This window comes from Streptomyces violaceoruber, assembly GCF_033406955.1.
Lineage (GTDB): Bacteria > Actinomycetota > Actinomycetes > Streptomycetales > Streptomycetaceae > Streptomyces > Streptomyces violaceoruber.
In genome coordinates this window covers 4,664,424-4,689,778 of sequence record NZ_CP137734.1, presented here as the reverse complement: position 1 = coordinate 4,689,778, position 25,355 = coordinate 4,664,424, and the positions used below count along the sequence as shown (strand labels likewise).

General features: G+C 71.3%; 27 protein-coding genes. 9 read left to right on the top strand and 18 right to left on the bottom strand.

The window, feature by feature from the left end:
* The first annotated feature begins 246 nt into the window (after nt 1-246).
* The 3 genes from folB (at nt 247) to R2E43_RS21155 (ending at nt 1,773) form a co-directional block, all read left to right on the top strand.
* Nucleotides 247-606, top strand: a complete 360-nt coding sequence (gene folB, locus R2E43_RS21165; protein WP_011028954.1) for a dihydroneopterin aldolase — start codon at nt 247-249, stop codon at nt 604-606.
* Nucleotides 603-1,214 carry a 2-amino-4-hydroxy-6-hydroxymethyldihydropteridine diphosphokinase gene (folK, locus tag R2E43_RS21160; protein WP_003975432.1) on the top strand — a complete coding sequence of 204 codons (612 nt, stop codon included), beginning with the start codon at nt 603-605 and terminating at the stop codon, nt 1,212-1,214. Before folB ends, folK begins: the two co-directional genes overlap by 4 nt.
* Before the next feature lie 70 nt (nt 1,215-1,284).
* Nucleotides 1,285-1,773: a DUF3180 domain-containing protein gene (locus tag R2E43_RS21155; protein ID WP_003975431.1), complete on the top strand. Its 489-nt coding sequence runs from the start codon at nt 1,285-1,287 to the stop codon at nt 1,771-1,773.
* A 15-nt stretch (nt 1,774-1,788) separates the two neighbouring features.
* Here the strand turns inward: R2E43_RS21155 and folE are convergent, their stop codons facing one another.
* From folE to dacB, 6 genes are all read right to left on the bottom strand, one after another.
* Nucleotides 1,789-2,394 carry a GTP cyclohydrolase I FolE gene (gene folE, locus R2E43_RS21150; protein ID WP_003975430.1) on the bottom strand — a complete coding sequence of 202 codons (606 nt, stop codon included), beginning with the start codon at nt 2,392-2,394 and terminating at the stop codon, nt 1,789-1,791.
* Nucleotides 2,395-2,525: 131 nt separating this feature from the next.
* A complete protein-coding gene (gene ftsH / locus R2E43_RS21145) occupies nt 2,526-4,565 on the bottom strand; it encodes an ATP-dependent zinc metalloprotease FtsH (RefSeq protein ID WP_030867756.1) in 2,040 nt (679 codons plus the stop codon).
* Nucleotides 4,566-4,761: 196 nt separating this feature from the next.
* Nucleotides 4,762-5,322, bottom strand: coding sequence for a hypoxanthine phosphoribosyltransferase (hpt, locus tag R2E43_RS21140; RefSeq protein ID WP_007452004.1), 561 nt, complete (start codon nt 5,320-5,322; stop codon nt 4,762-4,764).
* Nucleotides 5,323-5,396: 74 nt separating this feature from the next.
* Nucleotides 5,397-6,455, bottom strand: coding sequence for a tRNA lysidine(34) synthetase TilS (gene tilS / locus R2E43_RS21135; RefSeq protein WP_003975427.1), 1,059 nt, complete (start codon nt 6,453-6,455; stop codon nt 5,397-5,399).
* 192 nt (nt 6,456-6,647) lie between these two features.
* Nucleotides 6,648-7,775 carry a zinc-dependent metalloprotease gene (locus R2E43_RS21130; protein WP_003975426.1) on the bottom strand — a complete coding sequence of 376 codons (1,128 nt, stop codon included), beginning with the start codon at nt 7,773-7,775 and terminating at the stop codon, nt 6,648-6,650.
* A 121-nt stretch (nt 7,776-7,896) separates the two neighbouring features.
* A complete protein-coding gene (dacB, locus tag R2E43_RS21125; protein ID WP_206309225.1) occupies nt 7,897-9,498 on the bottom strand; it encodes a D-alanyl-D-alanine carboxypeptidase/D-alanyl-D-alanine endopeptidase in 1,602 nt (533 codons plus the stop codon).
* 79 nt (nt 9,499-9,577) lie between these two features.
* Between dacB and R2E43_RS21120 the strand changes: the two genes are divergently transcribed.
* Entirely contained in the window at nt 9,578-10,069 is a 492-nt protein-coding gene (locus tag R2E43_RS21120; RefSeq protein WP_003975424.1) for an inorganic diphosphatase, read from the top strand.
* A gap of 113 nt (nt 10,070-10,182) precedes the next feature.
* On the top strand, nt 10,183-11,892 hold the full coding sequence (locus R2E43_RS21115; protein ID WP_003975423.1) for a threonine/serine exporter family protein: 1,710 nt from the start codon (nt 10,183-10,185) through the stop codon (nt 11,890-11,892).
* On the opposite strand, the gene R2E43_RS21110 is transcribed toward R2E43_RS21115, so the two are convergent.
* Entirely contained in the window at nt 11,889-12,800 is a 912-nt protein-coding gene (locus tag R2E43_RS21110) for a DedA family protein (RefSeq protein WP_011028958.1), read from the bottom strand. The genes R2E43_RS21115 and R2E43_RS21110 overlap by 4 nt on opposite strands.
* Nucleotides 12,801-12,935: 135 nt before the next feature.
* Between R2E43_RS21110 and R2E43_RS21105 the strand changes: the two genes are divergently transcribed.
* Complete coding sequence (locus tag R2E43_RS21105) at nt 12,936-13,301, top strand: YbjQ family protein (protein ID WP_003975421.1); 366 nt, start codon at nt 12,936-12,938, stop codon at nt 13,299-13,301.
* A 46-nt stretch (nt 13,302-13,347) separates the two neighbouring features.
* On the opposite strand, the gene R2E43_RS21100 is transcribed toward R2E43_RS21105, so the two are convergent.
* Together R2E43_RS21100 and R2E43_RS21095 are read right to left on the bottom strand one after the other, a co-directional pair.
* Nucleotides 13,348-14,109: a MerR family transcriptional regulator gene (locus R2E43_RS21100; RefSeq protein ID WP_003975420.1), complete on the bottom strand. Its 762-nt coding sequence runs from the start codon at nt 14,107-14,109 to the stop codon at nt 13,348-13,350.
* Between the two features lie 109 nt (nt 14,110-14,218).
* The gene (locus tag R2E43_RS21095) at nt 14,219-14,665 is read right to left on the bottom strand and encodes a MarR family winged helix-turn-helix transcriptional regulator (protein WP_003975419.1); all 447 of its coding nucleotides are present in this window, start codon (nt 14,663-14,665) and stop codon (nt 14,219-14,221) included.
* Nucleotides 14,666-14,772: 107 nt separating this feature from the next.
* Between R2E43_RS21095 and R2E43_RS21090 the strand changes: the two genes are divergently transcribed.
* Nucleotides 14,773-15,702, top strand: a complete 930-nt coding sequence (locus R2E43_RS21090; protein ID WP_003975418.1) for an alpha/beta hydrolase — start codon at nt 14,773-14,775, stop codon at nt 15,700-15,702.
* Nucleotides 15,703-15,761: 59 nt separating this feature from the next.
* Nucleotides 15,762-17,189: a glutamate decarboxylase gene (locus R2E43_RS21085; RefSeq protein ID WP_011028961.1), complete on the top strand. Its 1,428-nt coding sequence runs from the start codon at nt 15,762-15,764 to the stop codon at nt 17,187-17,189.
* Between the two features lie 143 nt (nt 17,190-17,332).
* On the opposite strand, the gene R2E43_RS21080 is transcribed toward R2E43_RS21085, so the two are convergent.
* The 5 genes from R2E43_RS21080 to R2E43_RS21060 all read right to left on the bottom strand — a co-directional run bounded on the left by R2E43_RS21080 (nt 17,333) and on the right by R2E43_RS21060 (nt 22,222).
* Entirely contained in the window at nt 17,333-18,088 is a 756-nt protein-coding gene (locus tag R2E43_RS21080; protein ID WP_332057126.1) for an ABC transporter permease, read from the bottom strand.
* A 23-nt stretch (nt 18,089-18,111) separates the two neighbouring features.
* A complete protein-coding gene (locus tag R2E43_RS21075) occupies nt 18,112-19,053 on the bottom strand; it encodes an ATP-binding cassette domain-containing protein (protein WP_308428304.1) in 942 nt (313 codons plus the stop codon).
* A gap of 93 nt (nt 19,054-19,146) precedes the next feature.
* Nucleotides 19,147-19,788 (bottom strand): PadR family transcriptional regulator, encoded by a 642-nt coding sequence (locus tag R2E43_RS21070; protein ID WP_003975414.1) that lies wholly within the window; start codon nt 19,786-19,788, stop codon nt 19,147-19,149.
* Nucleotides 19,789-19,861: 73 nt separating this feature from the next.
* Nucleotides 19,862-21,322, bottom strand: a complete 1,461-nt coding sequence (locus R2E43_RS21065; RefSeq protein ID WP_003975413.1) for an aldehyde dehydrogenase family protein — start codon at nt 21,320-21,322, stop codon at nt 19,862-19,864.
* A gap of 75 nt (nt 21,323-21,397) precedes the next feature.
* Entirely contained in the window at nt 21,398-22,222 is an 825-nt protein-coding gene (locus R2E43_RS21060; protein WP_003975412.1) for a helix-turn-helix domain-containing protein, read from the bottom strand.
* 377 nt (nt 22,223-22,599) lie between these two features.
* On the opposite strand from R2E43_RS21060, the gene R2E43_RS21055 reads away from it, so the two are divergent.
* Entirely contained in the window at nt 22,600-23,064 is a 465-nt protein-coding gene (locus tag R2E43_RS21055; RefSeq protein ID WP_011028967.1) for an ATP-binding protein, read from the top strand.
* Between the two features lie 48 nt (nt 23,065-23,112).
* Here R2E43_RS21055 and R2E43_RS21050 read toward each other — a convergent pair whose 3' ends face one another.
* The 4 genes from R2E43_RS21050 to R2E43_RS21035 all read right to left on the bottom strand — a co-directional run bounded on the left by R2E43_RS21050 (nt 23,113) and on the right by R2E43_RS21035 (nt 25,354).
* The gene (locus tag R2E43_RS21050) at nt 23,113-23,364 is read right to left on the bottom strand and encodes a DUF397 domain-containing protein (protein WP_011028968.1); all 252 of its coding nucleotides are present in this window, start codon (nt 23,362-23,364) and stop codon (nt 23,113-23,115) included.
* A gap of 304 nt (nt 23,365-23,668) precedes the next feature.
* Entirely contained in the window at nt 23,669-23,908 is a 240-nt protein-coding gene (gene rpsR, locus R2E43_RS21045) for a 30S ribosomal protein S18 (RefSeq protein ID WP_332056474.1), read from the bottom strand.
* A 4-nt stretch (nt 23,909-23,912) separates the two neighbouring features.
* The gene (locus R2E43_RS21040) at nt 23,913-25,103 is read right to left on the bottom strand and encodes a CobW family GTP-binding protein (protein ID WP_106518186.1); all 1,191 of its coding nucleotides are present in this window, start codon (nt 25,101-25,103) and stop codon (nt 23,913-23,915) included.
* The gene (locus R2E43_RS21035) at nt 25,100-25,354 is read right to left on the bottom strand and encodes a type B 50S ribosomal protein L31 (RefSeq protein ID WP_003975406.1); all 255 of its coding nucleotides are present in this window, start codon (nt 25,352-25,354) and stop codon (nt 25,100-25,102) included. Before R2E43_RS21035 ends, R2E43_RS21040 begins: the two co-directional genes overlap by 4 nt.
* Nucleotide 25,355: the final 1 nt, after the last annotated feature.

Sequence of the window (25,355 nt, the reverse complement as noted above, 5' to 3'; positions counted from 1 at the left end):
TGGGGACCGGGGACCCGGAACCGGGAAGTGGTTGGAATCACGGACCGGCGGGTAGGGGCGGCTACCAGCCCGTGATCCACCGGGACCGCCAGGGAGAACGCACGGTGAAGACCTGCCCCCTCCCCACCCAGCCCCGCCCCCCGCGGCCCGGCACTGTCGGTGCACGCGGGTAGATTCGACTGGGGCCGCCGTACCACCCGCACGTGGTACGACCGGCCGAGACCGACGACTGCAGGAGTGATTCGCGTGGATCGTGTCGCGCTGCGCGGCCTGAAGGCCCGCGGGCACCACGGTGTGTTCCCCAAGGAGCGCGAGGACGGCCAGACCTTCCTCGTGGACATCGTCCTTGGCCTGGACACCCGCCCGGCCGCGGCCGACGACGACCTGGCGAAGACAGTGCACTACGGCATCGTGGCCGAGGAGGTCGTGGCCGTCGTCGAGGGCGAGCCGGTCAACCTCGTCGAGACCCTCGCCGAGCGCATCGCCCAGGTCTGTCTGAAGCACGAAGGGGTCGAGGAGGTCGAGGTCTGCGTCCACAAGCCGGACGCGCCGATCACCGTCCCCTTCGACGACGTGACCGTCACCATCATCCGGAGCCGTGTATGAGCGCCCCCTTCGCCCAGGGTCCGAGCGACCCGACCGTACAGCCCGTGCCCGCCTCCGTCATCGAGCAGGTCGACGCCGCGGACACCACCCTGTCCAACCCCAAGCGCGCGGTGGTCGCCCTCGGAGCCAACCTCGGCAACCGCCTGGAGACCCTCCAGGGCGCGATCGACGCCCTGGAGGACACCCCCGGCGTCCGGGTCAAAGGCGTCTCGCCGGTCTACGAGACGGAGCCGTGGGGCGTCGCCCCCGACAGCCAGCCCTCGTACTTCAACGCGGTCGTGATCCTCAAGACGACCCTGCCCCCCTCCTCGCTCCTGGAGCGGGCGCACGCGGTCGAGGAGGCCTTCCACCGGGTCCGCGACGAGCGCTGGGGCCCGCGCACCCTGGACGTCGACATCGTCGCCTACGCCGAGGTCGTCTCCGACGACCCGCACCTCACCCTCCCCCACCCGCGCGCCCACGAACGCGCCTTCGTGCTGGCCCCCTGGCTGGACGTCGACCCGGAGGCCGCCCTGCCCGGCCGGGGCAGGGTCGCCGACCTCCTGGCCGCCGTCACCCGCGACGGCGTCGCGCCCCGCGCCGACCTGGAACTCCAGCTGCCCGAGTAGTCGTTAAGGTCGACGAGGACGACGAGGCCGGGACAACCGCGCCGGGGAGCCGAAGGGACACCGGAACACCGTGAAAGAGCTGCGCATCAGGGTGCTGGCCGGCGTCTTCGTCGTCGCCGGAATCCTGTCCTGGGCCGGCGCCCGCCTGTGGAACTCGGTGGGTACGCTGCCGAGCGTCCCCCTGGCCGCCCCCGTCGTCCTCGCCCTGATCGCGGTGATCCTGCTGGCCACGGCGCTCTCGATCCGCGCCCGCCTCAGGGCCCAGCGGGACCGCGTCCCCGACGCCAAGGGCGTCGACCCGATGATGGCGGCCCGCGCCGTCGTCTTCGGCCAGGCCAGCGCCCTGGTGGCCGCCCTCGTCGCCGGCATGTACGGCGGCACGGGCGTCTTCCTGCTGGAGTACCTCGACATCCCGGCCCGCCGTGACCAGGCCATCTACGCGGGCGCCTCGGTCGTCGCGGGCATCGCCGTGATAGCGGCCGCCCTCTTCATGGAACGGGTGTGCAGACTCCCGGAAGACGAGGACGACGACCACCCGGGCGCCGCCTCAGCGGCCTGACCCGCCCCCGCGGACTCAGCGAGCCATGATCAGGCTCATGGCCTCGTTGCGCGTGGCGACATCCCGCAGCTGACCCCGCACGGCCGAGGTGAGGGTCTTCGCCCCGGGCTTGCGGATGCCCCGCATGGACATGCACATGTGCTCGCACTCGACCACGACGATCACCCCGCGCGGTTCCAGGATCTCCATCAGGGAGTCCGCGATCTGCGTGGTGAGACGTTCCTGCACCTGCGGGCGGCGCGCGTAGACGTCCACGAGCCGGGCCAGCTTCGACAGACCGGTGATCTTCCCGCTGGTGGACGGGATGTAGCCGACGTGCGCCACCCCGCGGAACGGCACCAGATGATGCTCACAGGTGGAGAACACCTCGATGTCCTTCACCAGGACCATCTCGTCGTGCCCGAGGTCGAACGTCGTCGTCAGCACGTCCTCCGGCTCCTGCCACAGGCCGGCGAATATCTCCCTGTACGCCCGTGCCACGCGCGCCGGAGTCTCCCTGAGGCCCTCGCGGTCCGGGTCCTCGCCGACCGCGATCAGCAGTTCCCGTACGGCGTTCTCGGCACGCTTCTCGTCGAACTCGCCGATCTGGCCCTCGCCGTCCAGCGTCACGGGGTCGGTCATGTGATGCCTCGTTCCTGATCCGTCCTGCGACGGCATACGAAAATGCCGCACCCCCCAAGGCTAGAACCTGGGGGGTGCGGCATACATTCCGGGCCTGGTCGGGCCGCCGGGGCGGTCCGAGGCGGCCGGGGTCAGCTCTCCGGGCGGTCCTCCGGTGCTCGCTCCGGTGCCGGAGCGGGCTCCACCGTGGTGCTCTTGGCGGTGGAGATCGCCGCCGTCGCGCCGTTCGCCCCGTTCGTCAGTGCCAGCTCCTTGGGGGAGAGCACCGGCGGACGCGTCGAGGGCGTACGGCGGGAGGAACCGGTCCAGGCGGGCCGGGCCGGGCGCTTGACGATCTGGGAGAAGACCTCGGCGATCTCCTCCTTGCCCAGCGTCTCCTTCTCCAGCAGCGCGAGGACGAGGTTGTCGAGGACGTCGCGGTTCTCGACCAGGATCTCCCAGGCCTCGTTGTGCGCCGTCTCGATGAGCTTCTTGACCTCCTCGTCGACCAGCGCGGCGACCTCTTCCGAGTAGTCGCGCTGGTGCGCCATCTCACGTCCGAGGAACGGCTCGCTGTTGTCGCCGCCGAACTTGATGGCGCCGAGGCGCTCGGTCATGCCGTACTGGGTGACCATCGCCCGGGCCAGGCCGGTGGCCTTCTCGATGTCGTTGGCCGCGCCCGTCGTCGGGTCGTGGAAGACGAGCTCCTCGGCCGCGCGGCCGCCCAGCATGTAGGCGAGCTGGTCGAGCATCTCGTTGCGCGTGGTCGAGTACTTGTCCTCGTCCGGGAGCACCATCGTGTAGCCGAGGGCGCGGCCTCTGGACAGGATGGTGATCTTGTGGACCGGGTCGGAGTTCGGTGAGGCCGCCGCGACCAGGGCGTGACCGCCCTCGTGGTACGCGGTGATCTTCTTCTCCTTGTCCGACATGATCCGGGTCCGCTTCTGCGGGCCCGCGACCACGCGGTCGATCGCCTCGTCCAGCATGTGGTTGTCGATCAGCTTCTGGTCGCTGCGGGCCGTCAGCAGGGCGGCCTCGTTCAGCACGTTGGCCAGATCGGCACCGGTCATGCCGGGCGTACGGCGGGCGACGGCCGACAGGTCGACGTCGGGCGCGACCGGCTTGCCCTTCTGGTGGACCTTGAGGATCTCCAGACGGCCCTGCATGTCCGGGCGGTCGACGGCGATCTGCCGGTCGAAGCGGCCGGGACGCAGCAGCGCCGGGTCGAGGATGTCGGGCCGGTTCGTCGCGGCGATGAGGATCACGCCGCCCTTGACGTCGAAGCCGTCCATCTCGACGAGCAGCTGGTTCAGGGTCTGCTCGCGCTCGTCGTGACCGCCGCCGAGGCCGGCGCCGCGGTGGCGGCCGACCGCGTCGATCTCGTCGACGAAGACGATGGCCGGGGCGTTCGCCTTGGCCTGCTCGAACAGGTCACGCACTCGGGAGGCACCGACACCGACGAACATCTCGACGAAGTCGGAACCGGAGATCGAGTAGAACGGCACGCCCGCCTCGCCCGCGACGGCACGCGCGAGCAGGGTCTTGCCGGTACCGGGCGGGCCGTACAGCAGCACGCCCTTGGGGATCTTGGCGCCGACGGCCTGGAACTTGGCCGGCTCCTGGAGGAACTCCTTGATCTCGTGGAGTTCCTCGACGGCCTCGTCGGACCCGGCGACGTCGGAGAACGTCGTCTTGGGGGTGTCCTTGGTGATGAGCTTCGCCTTGGACTTCCCGAAGTTCATGACCCGGGAGCCGCCGCCCTGCATCTGATTCATCAGGAACAGGAAGACGACCACGATCAGGACGAACGGGAGCAGGGAGAGCAGGATCCCGACGAACGGGTTCTGCTTCGACGGCGACACCGTGTAGCCGTCGGGGATCTGCTTGTCCTGGTACTTGTTCTGAAGTGTGTTGGCGAGGGTCACGCCCTGGTCGCCGATGTAGCTCGCCTGGATCTTCGAGCTGCCCTCGACCTTCTGGCCGTCCTTGAGCTGGACCTTGATGGTCTGCTCGTCACCGGTGGTCAGCTTGGCCGACTCGACCCTGTTGTCGTTGATCGCCTGGACGACCTGGCCCGTGTCGACCGTCTTGTAGCCACCGGACGAGCCCACGACCTGCATCAACACGACCACGGCAAGGACGGCCAGCACGATCCACATGATTGGCCCACGGAAGTATCGCTTCACGTCCATCCACACGGAGCGGTGTCGCCCCGTCCCTCCTGCCATAGTGAGTTTGATAAGACAGTTCTTCTGACGGTACCCCAGCGTGGCGGCCCTCAGCCGCACGGGCGGGCCGACGTCCCGTCTGCATCCTCCAACGGCGCGGGGGCCCGAGGGGTTCCCGGGTGACCCGCACAAACACCGTGAAGCCCGTTACGGGGCAGCGTCAGCCGCCGTACACGTGGGGCGCGAGCGTACCGACGAACGGGAGGTTGCGGTACTTCTCGGCGTAGTCGAGGCCGTAGCCGACGACGAACTCGTTGGGGATGTCGAAGCCGACCCACTCCACGTCGATGGCGACCTTCGCGGCGTCGGGCTTGCGCAGCAGCGTGCACACCTTGAGGGAGGCGGGCTCGCGCGAGCCGAGGTTGGAGATCAGCCAGGACAGGGTCAGGCCGGAGTCGATGATGTCCTCGACGATCAGGACGTGGCGGCCCTTGATGTCGGTGTCGAGGTCCTTGAGGATCCGCACCACACCGGAGGACTGGGTGCCCGCGCCGTACGAGGACACCGCCATCCAGTCCATCGTGACGGGGGTGGACAGCGTGCGCGCCAGGTCGGCCATGACCATCACGGCGCCCTTGAGGACGCCGACGATGAGCAGGTCCTTGCCCGCGTACTCCGCGTCGATCTTCGCGGCCAGCTCGGCCAGCTTCGCGTCGATCTCTTCCTTGGTGATGAGTACCTTCTCGAGGTCGGCACCCATGTCGTTCGCGTCCACCCGCATCACTTTCGGTCGTCCCACCGGCCATTCCGGAGCGCCCCGTCGATCCGTGTGCGGATCGGTGGGAGGGTCCGGATTCAGCCTTGCCGAATCACCAGTCTGCCACCCTGCCGCCGGGCGACGACTTTGCCGGGGAGGTTGATGGCCCCCTGACCGCGCCAGCCGGTGATCAGCCGGTCGACTTCCTCGATGTGGCGGGCGAACAGTGCACCGCCCGGGGCACCGGCCTCCAGGGCGGCGCGGCGCAGGATGCGGCGGCGTACGGCGGGCGGCAGGGCGTACAGCTTGGCGCACTCCAGTCCGCCGGTGGCGTCGCGGACGCCGGCCTCCGCCTGGCGGGCCCAGGTGTCGAGGGCGTCGGCGTCGTCCCGGGAGAGCTGGGCCGTACGGGCGAGGGCCTCGACGACGCCCTTGCCGAGCGCCTTCTCCAGGGCGGGCAGGCCCTCGTGGCGCAGCCGGGAGCGGGTGTAGGCGGGGTCGGCGTTGTGGGGGTCGTCCCACACGGGGAGGGACTGGACCATGCAGGCCTTGCGGGCGGTCTGGCGGTCGACCTGGAGGAAGGGGCGCCGGTAACGGCCGCCGGCCCCCGAGACCGCGGCCATGCCCGACAGGGAGCGGATGCCGGAGCCGCGGGCGAGGCCCAGCAGGACGGTCTCGGCCTGGTCGTCGCGGGTGTGGCCGAGCAGGACGGCGGCGGCGCCGTGGCGGGCGGCGGCGGCGTCGAGGGCGGCGTAGCGTGCGTCGCGGGCGGCGGCTTCCGGGCCGCCGGCGCGGCCGACGGTCACGGCGGTGGCCTCCACGGGGTCGAGGCCCAGTTCGCGCAGGCGCAGGACGACCTCTTCGGCACGCAGGTCGGAGCCGCTCTGGAGGCCGTGGTCGACGGTGACACCGCCGGCCCGGACGCCGAGCCGGGGGGCCTCGAAGGCGAGGGCGGAGGCGAGCGCCATGGAGTCGGCACCGCCGGAGCACGCCACGAGCACGAGCGGTGCCGTGGGGAGTCCGGGCGCACGCTCAGGCGTACGTTCGACGGCCGTCGCGGCGGGGACGCCGGCCGGGGTGTTCAGTTCGGTGAGGATGTCGTGGAGGACGCGGCGGACCGCCAGGCGTATCGCCGCGACCGCAGGATGGGGACCCATGTCCGGTGCCCTTCATGAAGTTGTCGGGGGTGAGCCCGAGGTTCGGTCACGCAGAGTGTGTAGATGGTGACAGAAACGGGCCGTTCCCTGAGCATCGCACGCCTGCCGAAGGCTCACGGTCCCTCGGACGGGTGATTGAAGGGTCGTTCGCCTGCCGTCGGCCGGAATCGTTTCACGCCCCGCCCGCGCGGCTCACGCCTCCGGCTTGCGGTGCACCCGCGCGATCCAGTCCGCCGGTTTGGCGATCTCCGACTTGGTGGGGAGCGTGTTGGGCGAGGTCCAGACGCGGTTGAAGCCGTCCATGCCGCACTCCTCGACGACGGCCCGTACGAACCGTTCGCCGTCCCGGTACTGGCGGAGCTTGGCGTCCAGGCCGAGCAGCTTGCGCAGCGCCATGTCGAGGCGGGAGGCGCCCTTGGCGCGGCGCTGCTGGAACTTCTCCCGGATCTCCCCGACGCTCGGCACGACCGCCGGTCCCACGCCGTCCATCACGAAGTCGGCGTGCCCCTCCAGGAGGGACATCACGGCGGTGAGGCGGCCGAGAACCTCCCGTTGGGCCGGGGTCTGCACCAGCTCCACGAGCGAGCGGCCGCCGTCGTCCTCCTCCGCCTCGGGACGGCCCCCGGCCAGCGACTGGGCGGCCTCGCGGACCCGTTCGAGGACGGTCATCGGGTCCACGTCGGTCTCGGCCAGGAACGACTGGATTTCGCCCTCCAGGTGGTCGCGCAGCCAGGGCACGGCGGTGAACTGCGTGCGGTGCGTCTCCTCGTGCAGGGTCACCCACAGGCGGAAGTCGTGCGGCTCGACGTCGAGTTCGCGTTCGACGTGGACGATGTTCGGGGCGACCAGGAGCAGCCGGCCGCCGCCGTTCGCGCCGGCGGGCAGTTCCCGGGTGGCCGGGGCGAACGTCTCGTACTGGCCGAGGACGCGGGAGGACAGGAACGACAGCAGCATGCCCAGCTCCACGCCGGTGACCTTGCCGCCGACGGCGCCGAGGACCGCGTTGCCCGCGCCGCCGCCGCGCCGCTCCTGCATCTTCTCGAGCAGGGGCTTGAGCAGCTCCCGGAACCCGGCGACGTTGGCCCGGACCCAGCCGGGCCGGTCGACCACCAGGAGGGGGGTGTCGTGGGTCTCCTCGGTGCCCATCCGGGTGAAGCCGCGGACGTGCTCCTCCGAGGACTTGGCATGGCGGCGGAGCTCGGCGACGACGGCCCTGGCCTCGTCGCGGCTCACCTCGGGGCCCGGCCGTACGAGCCGGGTCGCGGTCGCCACCGCGAGGTTCCAGTCGACCATGCCGGAATTTGCGCCGATGCTCGTCATGCGTCAACGGTACGGGAGCGCCGCCGCTGGGGGGCAGTTGTGCGGCGGGGCGGCTGCCGGGGTGGATCACGCGGCCCGGCGTCGGCGGGGTGCCGCCGCGCCCGCCCACGACTGCCCGCGGCTACGGGGTCTCGGAGGCCAGGGTCGTCGCCGCCCCGTCCAGAGCCGACTGCGCCGCCCAGGCGTCCGTCGTGTCGTTGGCCAGGAAGGCGAAGCCGAGGAGGCGGCCGTCGGGGGTGGTCACCGTGCCGGCGAGGGTGTTCACGCCCGTGAGGGTGCCGGTCTTGGCCCGGACGAGGCCCGCTGCGCCGTCCGTGTAACGGCCGGCCAGGGTTCCGGTGAAGTGGGCGACGGGCAGGCCGGTGAGGACCGGGCGCAGCTGCGGGCGGGCCGGGTCGGCCGCCTCGGCCAGCAGCGCGGTGAGCAGGTCGGGGCTGATCAGGTCGGTGCGGTCCAGGCCGCTTCCGTCGTGGAACCGCGCGCCGCCCACCGGCAGGCCGAGCTGTTTCAGGCGGGCCGTGACGGCGGCGCCCGCCCCGTCGAAGTCGGCGGGCTTGCCGGTCGCCACGGCGGTGTGGCGGGCCAGGGCCTCGGCGAGGTCGTTGTCGCTGTTGGTCAGCATCCGCTCGACCAGGGCCGACAGCGGGGGCGAGGAGACCGTGGCGAGGGTGTCGGCGCGGCCGGTGGCCTTGGACGGGCCGGGGGCCGACGCGGTGACGCCGTGCTGCTTCAGGAGGCCGGCGAAGGTGCGGGCGGCGTCGGCGGCCGGGTCGGGCACGCGGGGGGCGGGGCCGCTGGTGGAGTCGTCGGTACGGCCCTCGTCGGCCATCAGGGCGGTGACGCGGGCGAGGTTCTCGTTGACTCCGATCGGGTGCATTTCCGTACCGGCGTAGAGCGTCGTGTCGTACGACAGCGTCACCTCGCGCACGCCCCGCTTCTTCAGGGCGGCGGCGGTCTTCCCGGCGAGGGTGCGCAGGCTGGCCAGGCCCCGGGCGTCCTCGCGCGCGGTGAGGGTGGGGTCGCCGCCGCCGACCAGGACGACCTCGCCGGTGTCGGCCTCCAGGGCGGTGCGGGTGGTGAGGCGGTGGTCGGGGCCGAGGGCGGTGAGGGCGGCGACCGCCGTGGCGATCTTGGTGGTGGAGGCCGGGGTGAGCGGGGCGTCGGGGCCGAGGCCGTACAGGCGCTTGCCGGTGGTGAGGTCGACGACGGCCGCCGCACGGCGCCCGCCGAGCCCGGGGGCGTCCTTGAGCAGGGGGTCGAGGAGGTCCGCGAGGTCCTGGTCGCCGGGTGCCGCCTTGATGCCACCGGGGGCGGAGGTGCCGTCGAGACCGGCCAGTACGGCCCCGGCGCTGGGCGCGGGGCGGGGCGAACCGGACGACGTACCGGAGGCCCCGGATCCACGGCCGTGATCTGTGCCACCCGGGCGCCCGAGGGCGACGGCCCGGTCCCGCTCGGCCGTACGCTGACCCGTGGAGTCCCAGGGACCGGCGACGGTCACCACCCCGGCGGCCAGTGCCAGCCCGGCGGTGGCGGCACCGGCGGTGTACTGCCAGGTCTTCGGCCTCGTGATCCGGGCGAGCCGCGGCGCCGTGGCCCGTGCCAACCGTGCGACCCGCGGTCCGGCGGCCCGGACGAAGCGGGACACACGGGGACGTACGGCATCCGCGGCCCGCGCGACACGCGGTCGCGCGGTCCGCCAAGGCCTCAGCTCTGGCACTGTCACCAGCCCCTTTCGCGATCACACACCTGCGTGAGGGACACTTAACCACCAGAACTATGTGCTGATCATGGAGGAGCGTCCGGTGGAGTTCGACGTCACGATCGAGATCCCGAAGGGTTCGCGGAACAAGTACGAGGTGGACCACGAGACCGGTCGTATCCGCCTGGACCGCCGCCTGTTCACCTCGACCGCCTACCCGACCGACTACGGCTTCGTCGAGAACACCCTCGGCGAGGACGGCGACCCGCTGGACGCGCTGGTCATCCTGGACGAGCCGACCTTCCCGGGCTGCCTCATCCGCTGCCGCGCGATCGGCATGTTCCGGATGACGGACGAGGCCGGCGGCGACGACAAGCTGCTGTGCGTGCCGTCGACCGACCCGCGCGTGGAGCACCTGCGTGACATCCACCACGTGTCGGAGTTCGACCGCCTGGAGATCCAGCACTTCTTCGAGGTCTACAAGGACCTGGAGCCCGGCAAGTCCGTCGAGGGCGCCGACTGGGTGGGCCGCACCGAGGCCGAGGCCGAGATCGAGCGGTCCTACAAGCGCTTCAAGGACCAGGGCGGCCACTGATCAGGCGCCTCTCCCGTAACGGGCCGCACGCACACGCGTGCGGCCCGTTCGTGTTTGAGTGACCATACTGAGGTCAACAGGAGGGTGTGTCGGTACCAGGGAGCGTTGCGCAGGTGACGGAGGCGGAGGAGCCCAAACCACAGTCGGACGAGGCCCGCAGTGCCTTCCGGCAGCCCAGCGGGATCGCGGCGTCGATCGACGGCGAGTCGTCGACGACGTCCGAGTTCGAGATCCCGCAGGGGTTCGCCGTCCCGCGGCACGCCGGCACCGAGTCCGAGACGACCTCGGAGTTCTCGCTCCCCGACGGCCTGGAGGTGCCGCAGGCTCCGCCCGCGGACACCGAGGGCTCGGCGTTCACCATGCCGAGCACGCACAGCGCGTGGACCGCCCCGACCGCCTTCACCCCGGCGAGCGGCTTCCCGGCGGTGAGCCTGACGGACGTGCCCTGGCAGGACCGGATGCGCGCCATGCTGCGCATGCCGGTGGCCGAGCGGCCCGCGCCGGAGCCCTCGCAGAAGCACGACGACGAGACCGGCCCCGCCGTGCCGCGCGTGTTGGACCTGACGCTGCGTATCGGGGAGCTGCTGCTGGCGGGTGGTGAGGGCGCCGAGGACGTGGAGGCGGCCATGTTCGCCGTCTGCCGGTCCTACGGCCTGGACCGCTGCGAGCCGAACGTCACCTTCACCCTGCTGTCGATCTCCTACCAGCCGTCCCTGGTCGAGGACCCGGTGACGGCGTCGCGGACGGTGCGCCGCCGCGGCACCGACTACACGCGGCTCGCGGCCGTCTTCCACCTGGTGGACGACCTCAGCGACCCCGACACGAACATCTCCCTGGAGGAGGCCTACCGGCGTCTCGCGGAGATCCGCCGCAACCGCCACCCGTACCCCACCTGGGTGCTGACGGTGGCCAGCGGTCTGCTCGCGGGCGGGGCCTCGCTGCTCGTCGGTGGCGGGCTGACTGTGTTCTTCGCGGCGATGTTCGGCTCGATGCTCGGCGACCGGCTGGCGTGGCTGTGCGCCGGGCGCGGGCTGCCGGAGTTCTACCAGTTCGCGGTGGCCGCGATGCCGCCCGCCGCGATGGGTGTCGTGCTGACGGTGACGCACGTCGACGTGAAGGCGTCCGCGGTCATCACCGGTGGGCTGTTCGCGCTGCTGCCCGGGCGGGCGCTGGTCGCGGGGGTGCAGGACGGTCTGACCGGCTTCTACATCACCGCCGCGGCCCGTCTGCTGGAGGTCATGTACTTCTTCGTCAGCATCGTCGCCGGGGTGCTGGTGGTGCTGTACTTCGGGGTCCAGCTGGGCGCCGAGCTCAACCCGGACGCCAAGCTCGGCACCGGTGACGAACCGTTCGTGCAGATCTTCGCCTCGATGCTGCTGTCGCTGGCCTTCGCGATCCTGCTCCAGCAGGAACGGGCCACCGTCCTCGCGGTGACCCTGAACGGCGGCATCGCCTGGTGCGTGTACGGCGCCATGAACTACGCCGGCGACATCTCTCCGGTGGCCTCCACGGCCGCCGCGGCGGGGCTCGTGGGCCTGTTCGGGCAGCTGATGTCCAGGTACCGGTTCGCGTCGGCCCTGCCGTACACGACGGCGGCGATCGGGCCGCTGCTGCCCGGTTCGGCGACGTACTTCGGTCTGCTGGGGATCGCGCAGGGCGAGGTCGACTCGGGGCTGCTGTCGCTGTCCAACGCGGTGGCGCTGGCGATGGCCATCGCGATCGGGGTGAACCTGGGCGGGGAGATCTCCCGGCTGTTCCTGAAGGTGCCCGGCGCCGCGAGTGCGGCGGGACGCCGGGCGGCCAAGCGGACGCGAGGGTTCTAGCGGCCCTGGTTGTACGGGTACTGGTCGCCGTACTGCTGGGGCTGGTCGCCGTAGCCCTGCGGGTACTGCTGAGCGTAGGGCTGCTGCGGGGGCTGCTGACCGCCGTAGGGCTGGTTGCCGTAGGACTGGTTGCCGTAGCCCGGGTCGTACTGCTGGTCGTGCTGCTGCTGCGGCTGGTCGTACGGGTCGACCCGGCGGAGCTGGGTGGTCGCGTCGTCCATGACCGGGTACGGGGGCTGGGGCTGGTGCTGCTGGGCGGCCGGCGGGGTCGGTCCGGCCGCGGCGGCGCGCTGCTTCTTCTTGCGCTCGCGCAGGTACTCGATGGCGATCGGGACGACCGAGACCAGGATGATCAGGACGAGGATGCCCTCGACGTGGGCCCGGATGAACTCGATCTGGCCGAGCCAGTAGCCCGCGAGGGTGACGCCGGTGCCCCAGGCGACGCCGCCGATGACGTTGTACGTGAGGAAGGTGCGGTACTTCATGCGGCCGGCGCCCGCCACGATGGGGGCGAAGGTGCGCACGATGGGCACGAAGCGGGCCAGGACGATCGCCTTGGGGCCGTACTTCTCCATGAACTCGTGCGCCTTCTCCAGATTCTCCTGTTTGAAGAGCTTGGAGTTGGGGCGGCTGAAGAGCTTCGGGCCGAAGAACTTGCCGATCATGTAGCCGACTTGGTCGCCGAGGACGGCGGCGGCCACGATCAGGGTGCACACCAGCCACAGCGGCTGGCTGATGTACTCGCCCTGGGCGACGAACAGGCCCGCGGTGAACAGCAGCGAGTCGCCGGGCAGGAACGCGAAGAGTCCCGACTCGGCGAAGACGATGAGCAGGATGCCGGGCAGACTGAACGTCTCGATCAGATAGTCCGGGCTGATCCACTCGGGACCGAGCGCAAGGGTGGTCACGGGATTGTGGCTCCTGCTGCTGGGGGGAGGCGGGCTGGACCTGGCTGCCCAAACGTACAACGCAGCCGCGGTGCCCCAGGTTCCACGGGGCGTCTTGGGGTGCACTGTGACGTTCCCCGGGGAAACCTGAGAACCATGGGTATTGAAGAATACGGCGGCGGCCAGGGCCCGCAGCCCGACGTGCTCGTCGTGACCACCAACGATCTGCCGGGCCACCGGGTGCAGGAGGTGCTCGGGGAGGTCTTCGGGCTGACCGTGCGCTCCCGGCACCTGGGGAGCCAGATCGGTGCCGGTCTGAAGTCGCTGGTCGGCGGTGAGCTGCGCGGTCTCACCAAGACGCTGGTCGAGACCCGCAACCAGGCGATGGAGCGGCTGGTCGAGCAGGCACGCGCGCGCGGGGCCAACGCGGTGCTGTCCTTCCGTTTCGACGTGACGGAGGCGGCGGACGTGGGCACCGAGGTGTGCGCGTACGGGACGGCGGTGGTCGTGGCCCGGGAGTGAGCCGTGGGGGTGAGACCGGGCGGGAGACCCGGGCCACGACCACCGCTCAGGGGGTGTGCCGGACGGCGTTGGCGAGGATCGCGTCGCGCATGTAGGCGGCGAGGCCCGGCTTGGCGGCGTCGATGTTTCGCGTGAAACGTTCGTCGGACACGTACATCTCGCCCAGGCAGGTGTGCATCTCGTACCCGCAGTCGTAGTGGTTGCGGGCGATGCCCTGCCGGTGGTCCTCGGCGGCGTCCATGGCCCCCTCGGAGTCGGCGGGCTCACCCGCGTCCATCAGGGCGACGAAGCGCCGGGTGAGCTCGTCGGCCTCGTCCTGGATGCGCTGCCAGTCCTCCTTGGTGTACGAGGCGGTCTTCTCCTTGGACTGGCGGTAGGCGTCGGTGTTCCCCCAGCGTTCCCGGACCTCCTCCTCGTACTGGTCGGGGTCGAAGTCGCCGAAGACCTCGAACTTCTCCTCCGGGGTGAGGTTGATTCCCATGCTGCGTGCCTCCATGGCCTGCTCCACGGCCGCCGCCATCTTCTGCAGTTTCCCGATCCGGGCGGACAGCAGCTCGTGCTGGCGGCGCAGGTGCGCGCGCGGGTCCGCGGCCGGGTCGTCGAGCAGGGCGGCGACCTCGTCGAGCGGGAAGCCCAGCTCCCGGTAGAACAGGATCTGCTGCAGCCGGTCGAGGTCGGCGTCGCTGTAGCGCCGGTGGCCCGCGTGGCTGCGCTCGCTCGGTACGAGCAGGCCGATGTCGTCGTAGTGGTGCAGCGTGCGCACCGTCACTCCGGCGAAGCCGGCCACCTGTCCCACGGAGTAGCTCACTTCCGCTCCCTTCTCTGACGCCGTCCACGCTGCCTCCTCACGTGACGTGAGGTGCAAGCCCGGACGTTCCGCGTGCCACGCCGTGAGCCGCCGCGTGCCGTCGGCTCCCTCAGCCCGGGCGGCCGTGGGAGCCCGCCTCGAGATGCGCACGCAGGACGGCCAAGGCCGAGGCGATGCGATGCAGATCGTCGGGAGGAACCACCTCGGTCAGCGAGGCGAGGGCGCTCTCGACCACCGGGCGGCAAGCCGCCAACCGCCGATCGCCCTCGGAGGTCAGGCGGAGCACGGACGAGCGGCGGTCCTGGGGGTTCACTGCCCGCACGCACCAGCCCGCGGCGACCAGCCGGTCGACCGCCTTGCTGACGGCCCCCACGGTGATCGCCAGTTCGCCGACGATGTCGAGCACACGGCACCCCGGCACGCGGTCGATGATCTCCAGAAACTCGAACTGCCCCAGACTCACCCCCTGTTCGTCCCGCAGCCGGGAGCTCACCGCGTTGTAGAGCCGGGTCTCGACGCGGACCAGATCGACGAAGGCCGGGGTGACGTGGCTCACAAAACCTCCAGTAGATTCCTGGGAATCATATTCCTTGGAATACGGTTGGCCCGAACAGATGGATTCCCAGGAATCCATTCTCGCACGCCGACCCATGGAGGCCCCGTATGTCCCGACACCAGCGCGACGCCCTGGACGCCTTGCTCCGTTCCGCCCCTCGCGCCGAGACGCCGCCCACTCCCGAAGAGCAGCGCGAGGGTTTCGCCGCGGCCCTCACCCGTCCCGCTCCGGACGGGGTGGTCAGCCGCAGGACCGTCCTGGGCGGGCGGCCGGCCCTGGAGCTGGACCCGGACACCGCCTCCGGCCCCGGCCGGCTGCTCTACCTGCACGGCGGCGGCTACCTCGCCGGCTCACCCGACACCCACGCGGGGCTGGCAGGCGAGCTGGCCCGCCGCGCCGGGCTGCGCGCGGTGTCGGTGGACTACCGGCTGGCGCCCGAGCACCCCTTCCCCGCGGCCGTCGACGACGGGCTCGCCGCCTATCGCGAGCTGCTGTCGACGGGTACCGACCCGCAAGACCTCGTCCTGGCCGGTGACTCCGCAGGCGGCGGTCTGGGCATCGCCACACTGCTCGCGGCCAGGGAAGCGGGGCTGCCGCAGCCGGCCGCCGTGGCCCTCTTCTCCCCTTGGGTCGACCTCACCCTCACCGGAGGGAGCATCCGTTCCAAGGAGGGCGCCGACCCCATCTTCACCGAGGCCGACGTGCGCGCGTACGCCGATCTCTACGTCGGCGCTGGGGACCGCGCGGCCCCCCTGGCCAGCCCGGTCTTCGCCGACCTCGCCGGGCTGCCCCCGCTGCTCGTGCAGGCCGGCGCGAACGAGGTGCTGCTCGACGACGCGGTCCGGCTGGCCGGCCGTGCGGGCGCCGACGACGTCGAGGTCACGCTCGAAGTCGGCCCCGGTCTCCCCCACGTCTACCAGCTCCACTACGGCCGCCTTGAGGAGGCGGACGCCGCACTCGACCGCGCCGCCCGCTTCCTCACCGCCCACCTCGGCGCGGGGCACCCGGACGCCGGCCGTCTCGCACCGGTCCGCTGACGGTCCGGTCGGTCCCGTCCCGGATGCGGGGTCCGGGGCCCCGGCCTACCGTCGGTCGCATGTCACTGCACCAGGGCCCGCGCCCGTCCCGCGACAGCGATCGTGACCGGCGCCGGCTCGCCGTGAACCCCTTCCACGCGGCGGCGAACCCGCTCGGCGGCATGACCGAGGCCCCGCCCGCCCACCGGCTGCCCGACTCCCCGCTGCCACCGGAGAGCGCGTACCGCCTGGTCCACGACGAGCTGATGCTGGACGGCAACGCGCGGCTGAACCTGGCCACCTTCGTCACCACCTGGATGGAGCCGCAGGCCGGGGTGCTGATGAGTGAGTGCCGTGACAAGAACATGATCGACAAGGACGAGTACCCGCGCACCGCCGAACTGGAGCGGCGTTGCGTGGCCATGCTCGCCGACCTGTGGCACGCGCCCGACCCGTCGACCGCGGTGGGCTGCTCGACGACCGGGTCGAGCGAGGCGTGCATGCTGGCCGGGATGGCGCTGAAGCGGCGCTGGGCACTGCGCAACGCCGACCGGTACCCGGCGAAGGACGTGCGGCCCAATCTGGTGATGGGCGTCAACGTCCAGGTCTGCTGGGACAAGTTCTGCAACTTCTGGGAGGTGGAGGCCCGGCAGGTCCCGATGGAGGGCGACCGCTTCCACCTGGACCCGCAGGCCGCCGCCGAGCTGTGCGACGAGAACACGATCGGGGTCGTCGGCATCCTGGGCTCCACCTTCGACGGCTCCTACGAACCGGTCGCCGACCTGTGCGCGGCCCTGGACGCCCTCCAGGAGCGGACCGGACTCGACGTCCCGGTGCACGTCGACGGGGCCTCGGGCGCCATGGTCGCGCCCTTCCTGGACGAGGACCTGGTGTGGGACTTCCGGCTGCCCCGGGTCGCCTCGATCAACACCTCGGGGCACAAGTACGGGCTGGTCTACCCCGGGGTCGGCTGGGCGCTGTGGCGGGACGCGGAGGCCCTTCCCGAGGAACTGGTCTTCCGGGTCAACTACCTGGGCGGCGACATGCCGACCTTCGCGCTGAACTTCTCCCGGCCGGGCGCGCAGGTCGTCGCGCAGTACTACAACTTCCTGCGGCTTGGCCGTGAGGGCTACCGGGCCGTGCAGCAGTCCGCGCGGGACATCGCGGGCTCGCTCGCGGAACGGGTGGCGGCACTCGGCGACTTCCGGCTGCTGACGCGCGGCGACCAGTTGCCCGTGTTCGCCTTCACGACGGCCGACGACGTGACGGCGTACGACGTCTTCGACGTGTCCCGGCGGCTGCGGGAGGGCGGCTGGCTGGTGCCGGCGTACACCTTCCCGCCGCACCGCGAGGACCTCTCCGTGCTGCGGGTGGTGTGCCGCAACGGCTTCTCGGCCGACATGGCCGACCTGCTGCTCGCGGACCTGGAGCGCCTGCTCCCGGAACTGCGGCGCCAGCCGGGCCCGCTGACCCGCGACAAGGGGGCGGCGACGGGGTTCCATCACTGACGGCTCCGCCGACGGGTTCAGGAGGGCCTTCACCGCAGGCCGCCGGCGGCCGGTCCTCGAACCGCATCAGCGTGATCGCGGAGAGCAGAGGTGCCCGTCTCCTCGCGCATGCGGACGGCGGGGCCGCTGACGGCCCCGCGCGCTCACCGGCTGAGCCGCGCGAACCTCCCCACCGCCAGCGGGAAGAACACCGCGAGCAGCGCCAGCGGCCAGGCGACGGCGGCCCAGAGGTGGCCGGACTCGCCGCCGGGGCCGCCGAAGAGGTCGCGGACGGCCGTGGCGGTCTGGGACATCGGGTTCCACTCGACGACGGTGCCCAGCCAGCCGGGCATGGAGTCGGGGGTGGCGAAGGCGTTGGACAGGAAGCCGACCGGCCACACCAGGATCTGCACCGCCTGCACCAGCTCGGGTTTCCCGGCCACCAGGGCCAGGAAGATGCCGATCCACAGCATGGCGAAGCGGAAGAGCAGGAGCAGACCGACCGCGCCGAGGAAGGCGCCGGGACCGCCGTGGGCCCGCCAGCCGAGCGCGTACCCGACGCCGATCAGCGCGGTGAGGCCGAGCGCCGACTGGAGCATGTCGGCGGCGGAACGGCCCACCAGGACCGCGCCGTTGGTCATCGGCAGCGAGCGGAAGCGGTCGACGACGCCCTTGTTGAGGTCCTGGGTGACGGCGATCATGGTGCCCTCCAGGCCGAAGGCCATGGTGAGCGCCAGCATGCCGGGGACCAGGTAGTCGACGTACTCGCCGCGCACGCCCCGGCCGCCGCCCACCAGGTAGCCGAACATCAGCAGCAGCATGACCGGGAAGACCAGGCTCACGACGACCGTCACCGGCTGCCGTCCCCAGCGGGCCAGCTCGCGGCGGGTCATGGTCCAGGAGTCGGTCAGGGCGTACATCGCCGGGCTCGTGCTTCCCGTGCTCACGCGGCCTCCTTCGTGCGGTCGGTGAGGTGCAGGAACACCTCGTCCAGGGTCGGCCGGCGCAGCGCCACGTCCTCGGCCTCGATCCCGGCCTCCTCCAACGCCCGTACGACGCCGGAGAGCGCGGCCATGCGGTCGGTGACGGGGGCGCTGAGCAGCCGGCGGTCGGGGTCCACGCGGACGCCGGTGAGCGGCAGCAGGGCCACCGCGGCGCCCAGGTGGCCGGCGTGGCGCAGGACGACGTCGACGCGGTCGCCGCCGGTGGCGGCCTTGAGTTCGTCCGCCGTGCCGTCGGCGACGACGCGCCCGGCGTCGACGACCGAGATGCGGTCGGCGAGCTGGTCGGCCTCCTCCAGGTACTGGGTGGTGAGCAGGACCGTCGTACCGGCGCCGACCAGGGAGCGGACCGAGTCCCACACCTCGGCGCGGCCGCGCGGGTCCAGGCCGGTGGTCGGCTCGTCCAGGAAGAGCACCTCGGGTTCGGTGATGAGGGACGCGGCCAGGTCCAGGCGGCGGCGCATGCCCCCGCTGTAGGCGCCGACCGGCTTGCGGCCGGTGTCGGAGAGGCCGAAGCGCACGAGCAGTTCGTCGGCACGCGCGCGTGCCCCCCGGGCGCCCAGGTGGTGCAGGCGGCCGAACATCTCCAGGTTCTGCCGGCCGCCCAGCTCCTCGTCGAGCGCCGCGTGCTGGCCGAGCAGGCCGATGCGCAGCCGCACCGCGTACGCCTCCGCGACGACGTCGTGCCCCGCCACCTCGACGCGGCCGGCGTCGGGCCGCAGCAGGGAGGACAGGATCCGGACCAGGGTCGTCTTGCCCGCTCCGTTCGGACCCAGCACGCCGTGCACCGTGCCGCGCGTGACCGTGAGGTCGAGTCCGTCCAACGCGCTCTTGCTGCCGTACTCCTTGCGTGCTCCTTCGACGGTGATCGCCGCGTCGGCCACTGTCACTCCCCGCTTCCCCTTCGAGAGACAAGCTAGCCAAATTTGACTACTAGCTCAGAACATAACCCCCGCCCTCCCGTTGGTCAAACTTGATTAGCGAGCGTCCCCGTAATGCGGCCGCCCCGCGGCGAAGGGGTTCTCCTCCCCCTCCGCCAGCACACCGACGAACGGCTCGCCCTCACCGGCGAAGGTGTACGCGCCGCCCCGGACGCGTTCGATGAGGCCGCGGGTCCACTCGGCACCGGAGTCGGCCGAGTGGACCCAGTAGTTCATGATCTCGCCGATGTGCCCGTACTGGCCGGGCCCCTCCGCGGGCATGTAGTACTCGGTGACGGAGGCACGCCACTGCTCGATCTTGCGCACCCGCTCCTCCAGCAGGGCGAGGGCCTCCTCGCGCGGCAGGTCGACCATGAAGCCGAGCGCCGCGGTGAGCACGTCCGGCCGCTGGTCGTAGGCGGTGAGGTAGGCGCGGAGCAGGGAGAGGTACTCCTCGGTGCCCTGCCCGGTGATCTCGTACTCCACCCGCGGCGGCCCGCCCGCCGTGGACGGCGCGATCTCGTGCGCGAGGAGCAGTCCCTGTTTCGCCATCTGCTTCAGCGCGTGGTAGATCGAGCCGGGCTTGGCGTTGGACCACTCGTGCGCGCCCCAGTACTCCAGGTCGTTGCGCACCTGGTAGCCGTGGGCCCGCCCGTGCTGGCGGACGGCGCCGAGCACGAGGAGACGGATCGCTGACATGGGGTCCAGCCTAGATCCGGCGCCGGGGCCCGCCCGCCGGGACCCTCGAGAACCTCTAGATCCTCTAGAACCTCTAGAAGGGGAAGCCGCTCCGTCCGTGCTGCACGGAGATCCACTTCTGCGTGGTGAAGGCGTCCAGCATGGTGTCGCCGTTGAGGCGGCCGAGGCCGGAGTGCTTCTCGCCGCCGAAGGGCACGATCGGCTCGTCGTGCACGGTCCCGTCGTTCACGTGGAACATGCCGGTGTCGATCTGCTTGGCGAAGTTGACGCCGCGCTCGACGTCCCCGGTGTGCACGGCGCCGCTCAGCCCGTACGGCGTGTCGTTGACGAGGCGCACGGCCTCCTCCTCCCCGTCGAAGGGGACGAGGAAGGCGACCGGGCCGAAGACCTCCTGCCGGAGCAGCGCCGAGTCGGCGGGCAGGCCGGTCAGGACCGACGGCTCGACGAGGTTGTCGGTGACCGAGCCGCGCACCAGGGCGGTGGCGCCCTCGGCGAGCGCCTGCTCGACCACGCCGGAGAGCGCGTCGGCCTGCGAGGAGTTGATCACCGGGCCGATGACGGTCGACGGGTCGCGCGGGTCGCCGACCTTGAGGCCCGACACCTTGGCGACGAACTTCTCGGTGAACTCGTCGGCCACCGCGCGGTCGACCAGCACGCGGTTGGCGGCCATGCAGACCTGGCCCTGGTGGACGAAGCGGCTGAAGACCGCGGCGTCGACCGCGTAGTCGACGTCGGCGTCGTCGAGCACCACCAGCGCGCTGTTGCCGCCCAGTTCGAGGACCGAGCGCTTGAAGTTCGCGGCGCAGGCCGTGGCCACGTGGCGGCCGACCTTGTCGGAGCCGGTGAAGGAGATCACCTTGGGGACCGGGTGCTCGATGAACGCGTCGCCGATCTCCGCGATGTCGGTGACCACCACGTTGAGCAGGCCGCCCGGCAGCCCGGCGTCCTCCAGGATCTTCGCGACCAGCGTGCCGCCCACGATCGGGGTGTTCTGGTGCGGCTTGAGGACGACGGCGTTGCCCAGGGCGAGGGCCGGGGCGACCGACTTCAGGGAGAGCAGGAAGGGGAAGTTGAAGGGGCTGATGACGCCCACGACGCCGACCGGCACCCGGTAGACGCGGTTCTCCTTGCCGTCGACGGGCGAGGGGATGATCCGGCCCTCGGGCGCGAGTGCCAGGTGGACCGCCTCGCGCAGGAACTCCTTGGCGAGGTGCAGTTCGAAGGCGGCCTTCAGGCGGGTGCCGCCCAACTCGGCGACGATCGCCTCGCCGATCTCCGCCTCGCGCTCCTCCACCAGGCGCAGCGCCTTCTCGAACACCGCGCGGCGCGCGTAGGGGTTCGTCGCGGCCCACTGCCGCTGCGCCCGCTCGGCGGCCCGGTAGGCGGCATCGACCTCGTCGACGGTGGCTATCGTGATCGAGGCGAGCTTCTCGTTGTCGTACGGGTTGAAGTCGATGATGTCCCAGGAGCCGGTGCCGGGACGCCACTCACCGTCGATGTACTGCTGGGCGAGGTCGGTGAAGTACGACGACATGTGTTCCCTCAATCCCCTTAGCTGCCGCAGCCGCCGCGAGCGAGCCGCCTGATTGGGCGTCATCGTACTGGCGTTTCAGGAGAGTTGAAGGAGTCCCCGCAGAAGGTCCCGGCTCTCGTCCGGCCCCGGGCTGTCCTGCTGGAGTTCCTTCAGCGCCGTCTCGTACTGGGTGACGTCCTCCTGCTTGTCCAGGTACAGCGCGCTGGTGAGCTGCTCCAGGTAGACGACGTCCGAGAGGTCGGACTCGGGGAAGCTGAGGAGCGTGAACGCGCCACTCTCACCGGAGTGACCGCCGAAGCCGAACGGCATGACCTGAAGGCGCACATTGGGGCGTTCGGACACCTCGATCAGGTGCTGGAGCTGGCCGCGCATCACCTCGCGGTCGCCGTACGGGCGGCGCAGGGCGGCCTCGTCGAGCACGATGTGGAACTCGGGGGCGTTCTCCGCGACCAGGTGCTTCTGCCGCTCCAGGCGCAGCGCCACCCGCCGCTCGACGTCCGCCTCGCCGGCGCCCTTCATGCCGCGCCGGACGACCGCGCGGGCGTACTCCTCGGTCTGCAGCAGGCCGTGCACGAACTGCACCTCGTAGGCCCGGATCAGCGAGGCGGCGCCCTCCAGCCCCACGTAGGTGGGGAACCAGCTGGGCAGCACGTCCGAGTAACTGTGCCACCAGCCCGCGACATTGGCCTCCTTGGCCAGGGAGAGCAGGGAGGCGCGCTCCTGCTCGTCCGTGATGCCGTACAGCGTCAGCAGGTCCTCGACGTCCCTCGTCTTGAAGCTCACCCGGCCCAGCTCCATCCGGCTGATCTTCGACTCCGAGGCGCGGATCGAGTAGCCCGCGGCCTCGCGCGTGATCCCCCGCGTCTCACGCAGTCGCCTGAGTTGTGATCCGAGCAGCATGCGCCGCACCACCGATCCGGGCTCTCCCGCGCTCACGTTCGCCAGCCTCCCCAACCGTCTTCAGGGGCCGCAGTCTGCCACTAAAACACTCCGAGCAGTACTCGTCCGGTTACGGAAACGGAATCGAGCCAAAGGAAATGCACAGGATCATGCACGCGGTGGGCCAGAACCGGCCGTCGCGGGCGATGAAGGGGAGGCGAAGATGACGGAAAAATTGGCCAACAAGCGGTACGGGCAGGTCCATTTCGGTCACGTGCACGTGCATCTGCCCTTGCATCTGCGGTACGCATCCGAAACCATGGTCCCGCACCACCGCGCCGCATCGCTACGACCGCGAATTCCCGGGAGTGCCTCGCATGGGGACGAATGGATCGACCATGCTCGAGCCGTTACGGCAGGGCCTTCCGCCACTCGACCCCGCGGCAGTGTCCAACGCCGCCTCCTGCGCCCTGCCGCCCCGGTACGAAGCGGTGCGCGAGGCCCGGAGGTTCACCCGCAGGACGCTCGACGGCTGGGACACCGGCGACCGCTTCGACGACGTCTGCCTCGTGGTCTCGGAACTCGTCACCAACGCCCTGCGCCACGCGCTGCCCGCGGACACCCCGCGCCACGACGAGCAGCACGGCCCGGTACGGCTGCACCTGATGCGCTGGACCGAGCGGCTGGTGTGCGCGGTGCGCGACCCCAGCCACGACAGCCCGGTGGCCCGTGAGACGGACGACTTCTCGGCGGAGTCGGGCCGGGGCCTGTTCCTCGTCGACTCCTTCAGCGACAGCTGGGGCTGGCACCCGCTGGCCGGGACGCTCAACGGCAAGGTGGTCTGGGCACTGTTCCGGATATAGCCGGGCTTCGGCTCCAGACCGCTCCGGACCGCTCCGGACCGCTCCGGGTCAGCTCGCGATCAGGTGGTCGAACTCGCCGTCCTTGACGCCCAGCAGCATGGCCTCGATCTCGGCGCGCGTGTAGACGAGCGCGGGACCGTCGGGGAAGCGGGAGTTGCGTACCGCCACCGCGCCGTCGGGCAGGCGCGCGAACTCCACGCACGATCCCTGCGAGTTGCTGCGCCGACTCTTCTGCCAGGCCGCATCGTGCAGCTGCGTGGCGGCCATGCCGTTGTACACGTCGTACACGTCGTGGTCCACAGGTCGCTCCCCGGTGTGCACTGGCTGATGTGGCCATTGATGCAGTGGTCAACTGATCCGGATCATAACCCCGTTCACGTGCAGATGCATGAGCAAATGCACGTGCACGCGCGGTGTTCCTGCGGTTACAGCTTTGACGACCGCTTTACCGAGCCCTGCCCACTACGACGCCGGGGCCCGAGAAGTCGTTCCCGCATGTGCCCCCGAATTCGAAGAATATGCAACAACATGCGACAACACCGGGGCCCGAACGGTACAGGCGTGCCCCGGTGTTGTCGCTGGTGCGTGAGGTACGGCGGGCGCGTCAGCGCGTGCCGTACGGCAGCAGCGCCATCTCGCGCGCGTTCTTGATCGTCCTGGCCAGCTGCCGCTGCTGCTGGGACGTCACCCGGGTGACGCGGCGGCTGCGGATCTTGCCGCGGTCGGAGACGAACTTCCGCAGCAGCTCGGTGTCCTTGTAGTCGACGTACGTCACTCCGTCCCGGTCCAGCGGGTTGGGACGCTGCCGGGCGGGTGTGCGGTCGGCCTTGCGGGGTCGGGGCATGGGGTCAGACCTCCAGGAGGGTGTCGAAGGCGGGCGGCAGCAGGTCCCAGGCGGCCTGCCCCGCGGCGTACTCGGCGTCGGTCAGCAGGCAGGACTCCAGGAGCCGTTCCAGACCGTCGCGGTCAAGGCCGGGGGAGGTGAAGACCAGGTGCTGGCAGCGGTCGCCGTGCTCGGGGTGCCAGTCCAGCGCGGCGGCGGCGCGGCGCACGGGCGGCACCAGCTCCCACGCGGCGTCGGGGAGCGAGGCGAGCCACGGCCCCGCGCTCTCCACGCACAGGGCACCGCCCGCGGCGTCCCAGTGCAGCAGCGTGTCCCCCTTGCCGGCCAGCCAGAACCGCCCCCGGCTGCGGGCCGCGGCGCAGGTCAGGTCCTCGAGCGCCGCGTACAGCCGCTCCGGATGGAAGGGGCGGCGGCGGTGCCAGACCAGGGTGGCGACGCCGTGCGCGTCGGCCTCGGCGGGCAGCAGCGCGCAGGCCGGGTGCTGGGCCGCCGCCGCGGCCTCCACGTCGAACCCGGCGAGGGCGGCCCGCGCCAGCTCCGGACCCGCCGGCGGTGTGCCCGCCGGGTTCCCGTGGCCGATCGGGACCCGGCGGGCGGTCGGGTGCAGCTGGGCCAACAGCTCGCGGTCCTCGTCGTCGGCCTCCGGCGAGCCGGGGAGGGGCTCGGCGAGTGCGAGGACGGAGGCGTACTCCAGCTGCCGCGCGAAGGTGTCGGCGACGGTGCGCTGGTCGGTGGCCGCGGCGGCCAGACCGCCCTCGGCCAGGTCGTCGCCGTTGCCGAGGTAGGGCAGCACCAGCGCGGGATCGACGGCGGTGACCACACCGGCGACGGTGAAGCCGCCCGCCGTCACCACCTCCGCCATCGCCTTGGGCTCGACGGAGTCCCACAGCTCGACGACCGCCAGCGGGGTGCCCCCGGCTTCCGCGAGCCGGACCAGCTCGGGCACGAGGTCCTCGCGCAGCGCGCAGCACGCGCAGTCGTTGACCAGGGGCGCCTCGCCGGCGGCGAGAATGCCGGTGGCGTCCCGGACGGTCCGTACCACCGTGCCCGCGGCGGCCGTCGCCAGGTCGTGGTGGAGGACGACGCTGCCGGGCACGTCGGCGAGCAGCCGGGCCACGGCCGCCCTGCGCGCGTCGGCGTGCAGCCCGCCGACGATCACCACCGGCGGTTCGGGGAAGCGGCCCGGCTCGCTCATGCCCCGTCCTGCTTCCCGTACCGGCGCTCGAAGCGCTCCACGCGTCCGGCGGTGTCCAGGACACGGGCGGTGCCGGTGTAGAAGGGGTGGCTGACGTGGGAGACCTCGACGTCGACGACCGGGTAGGTCCGGCCGTCCTCCCACTCGACCGTGCGCTCACTGGTCATGGTCGAACGGGTGAGGAAGGCGTAGTCCGCCGCACGGTCCCGGAAGACGACCGGGCGGTACTCGGGGTGGATTCCCTTGCGCATG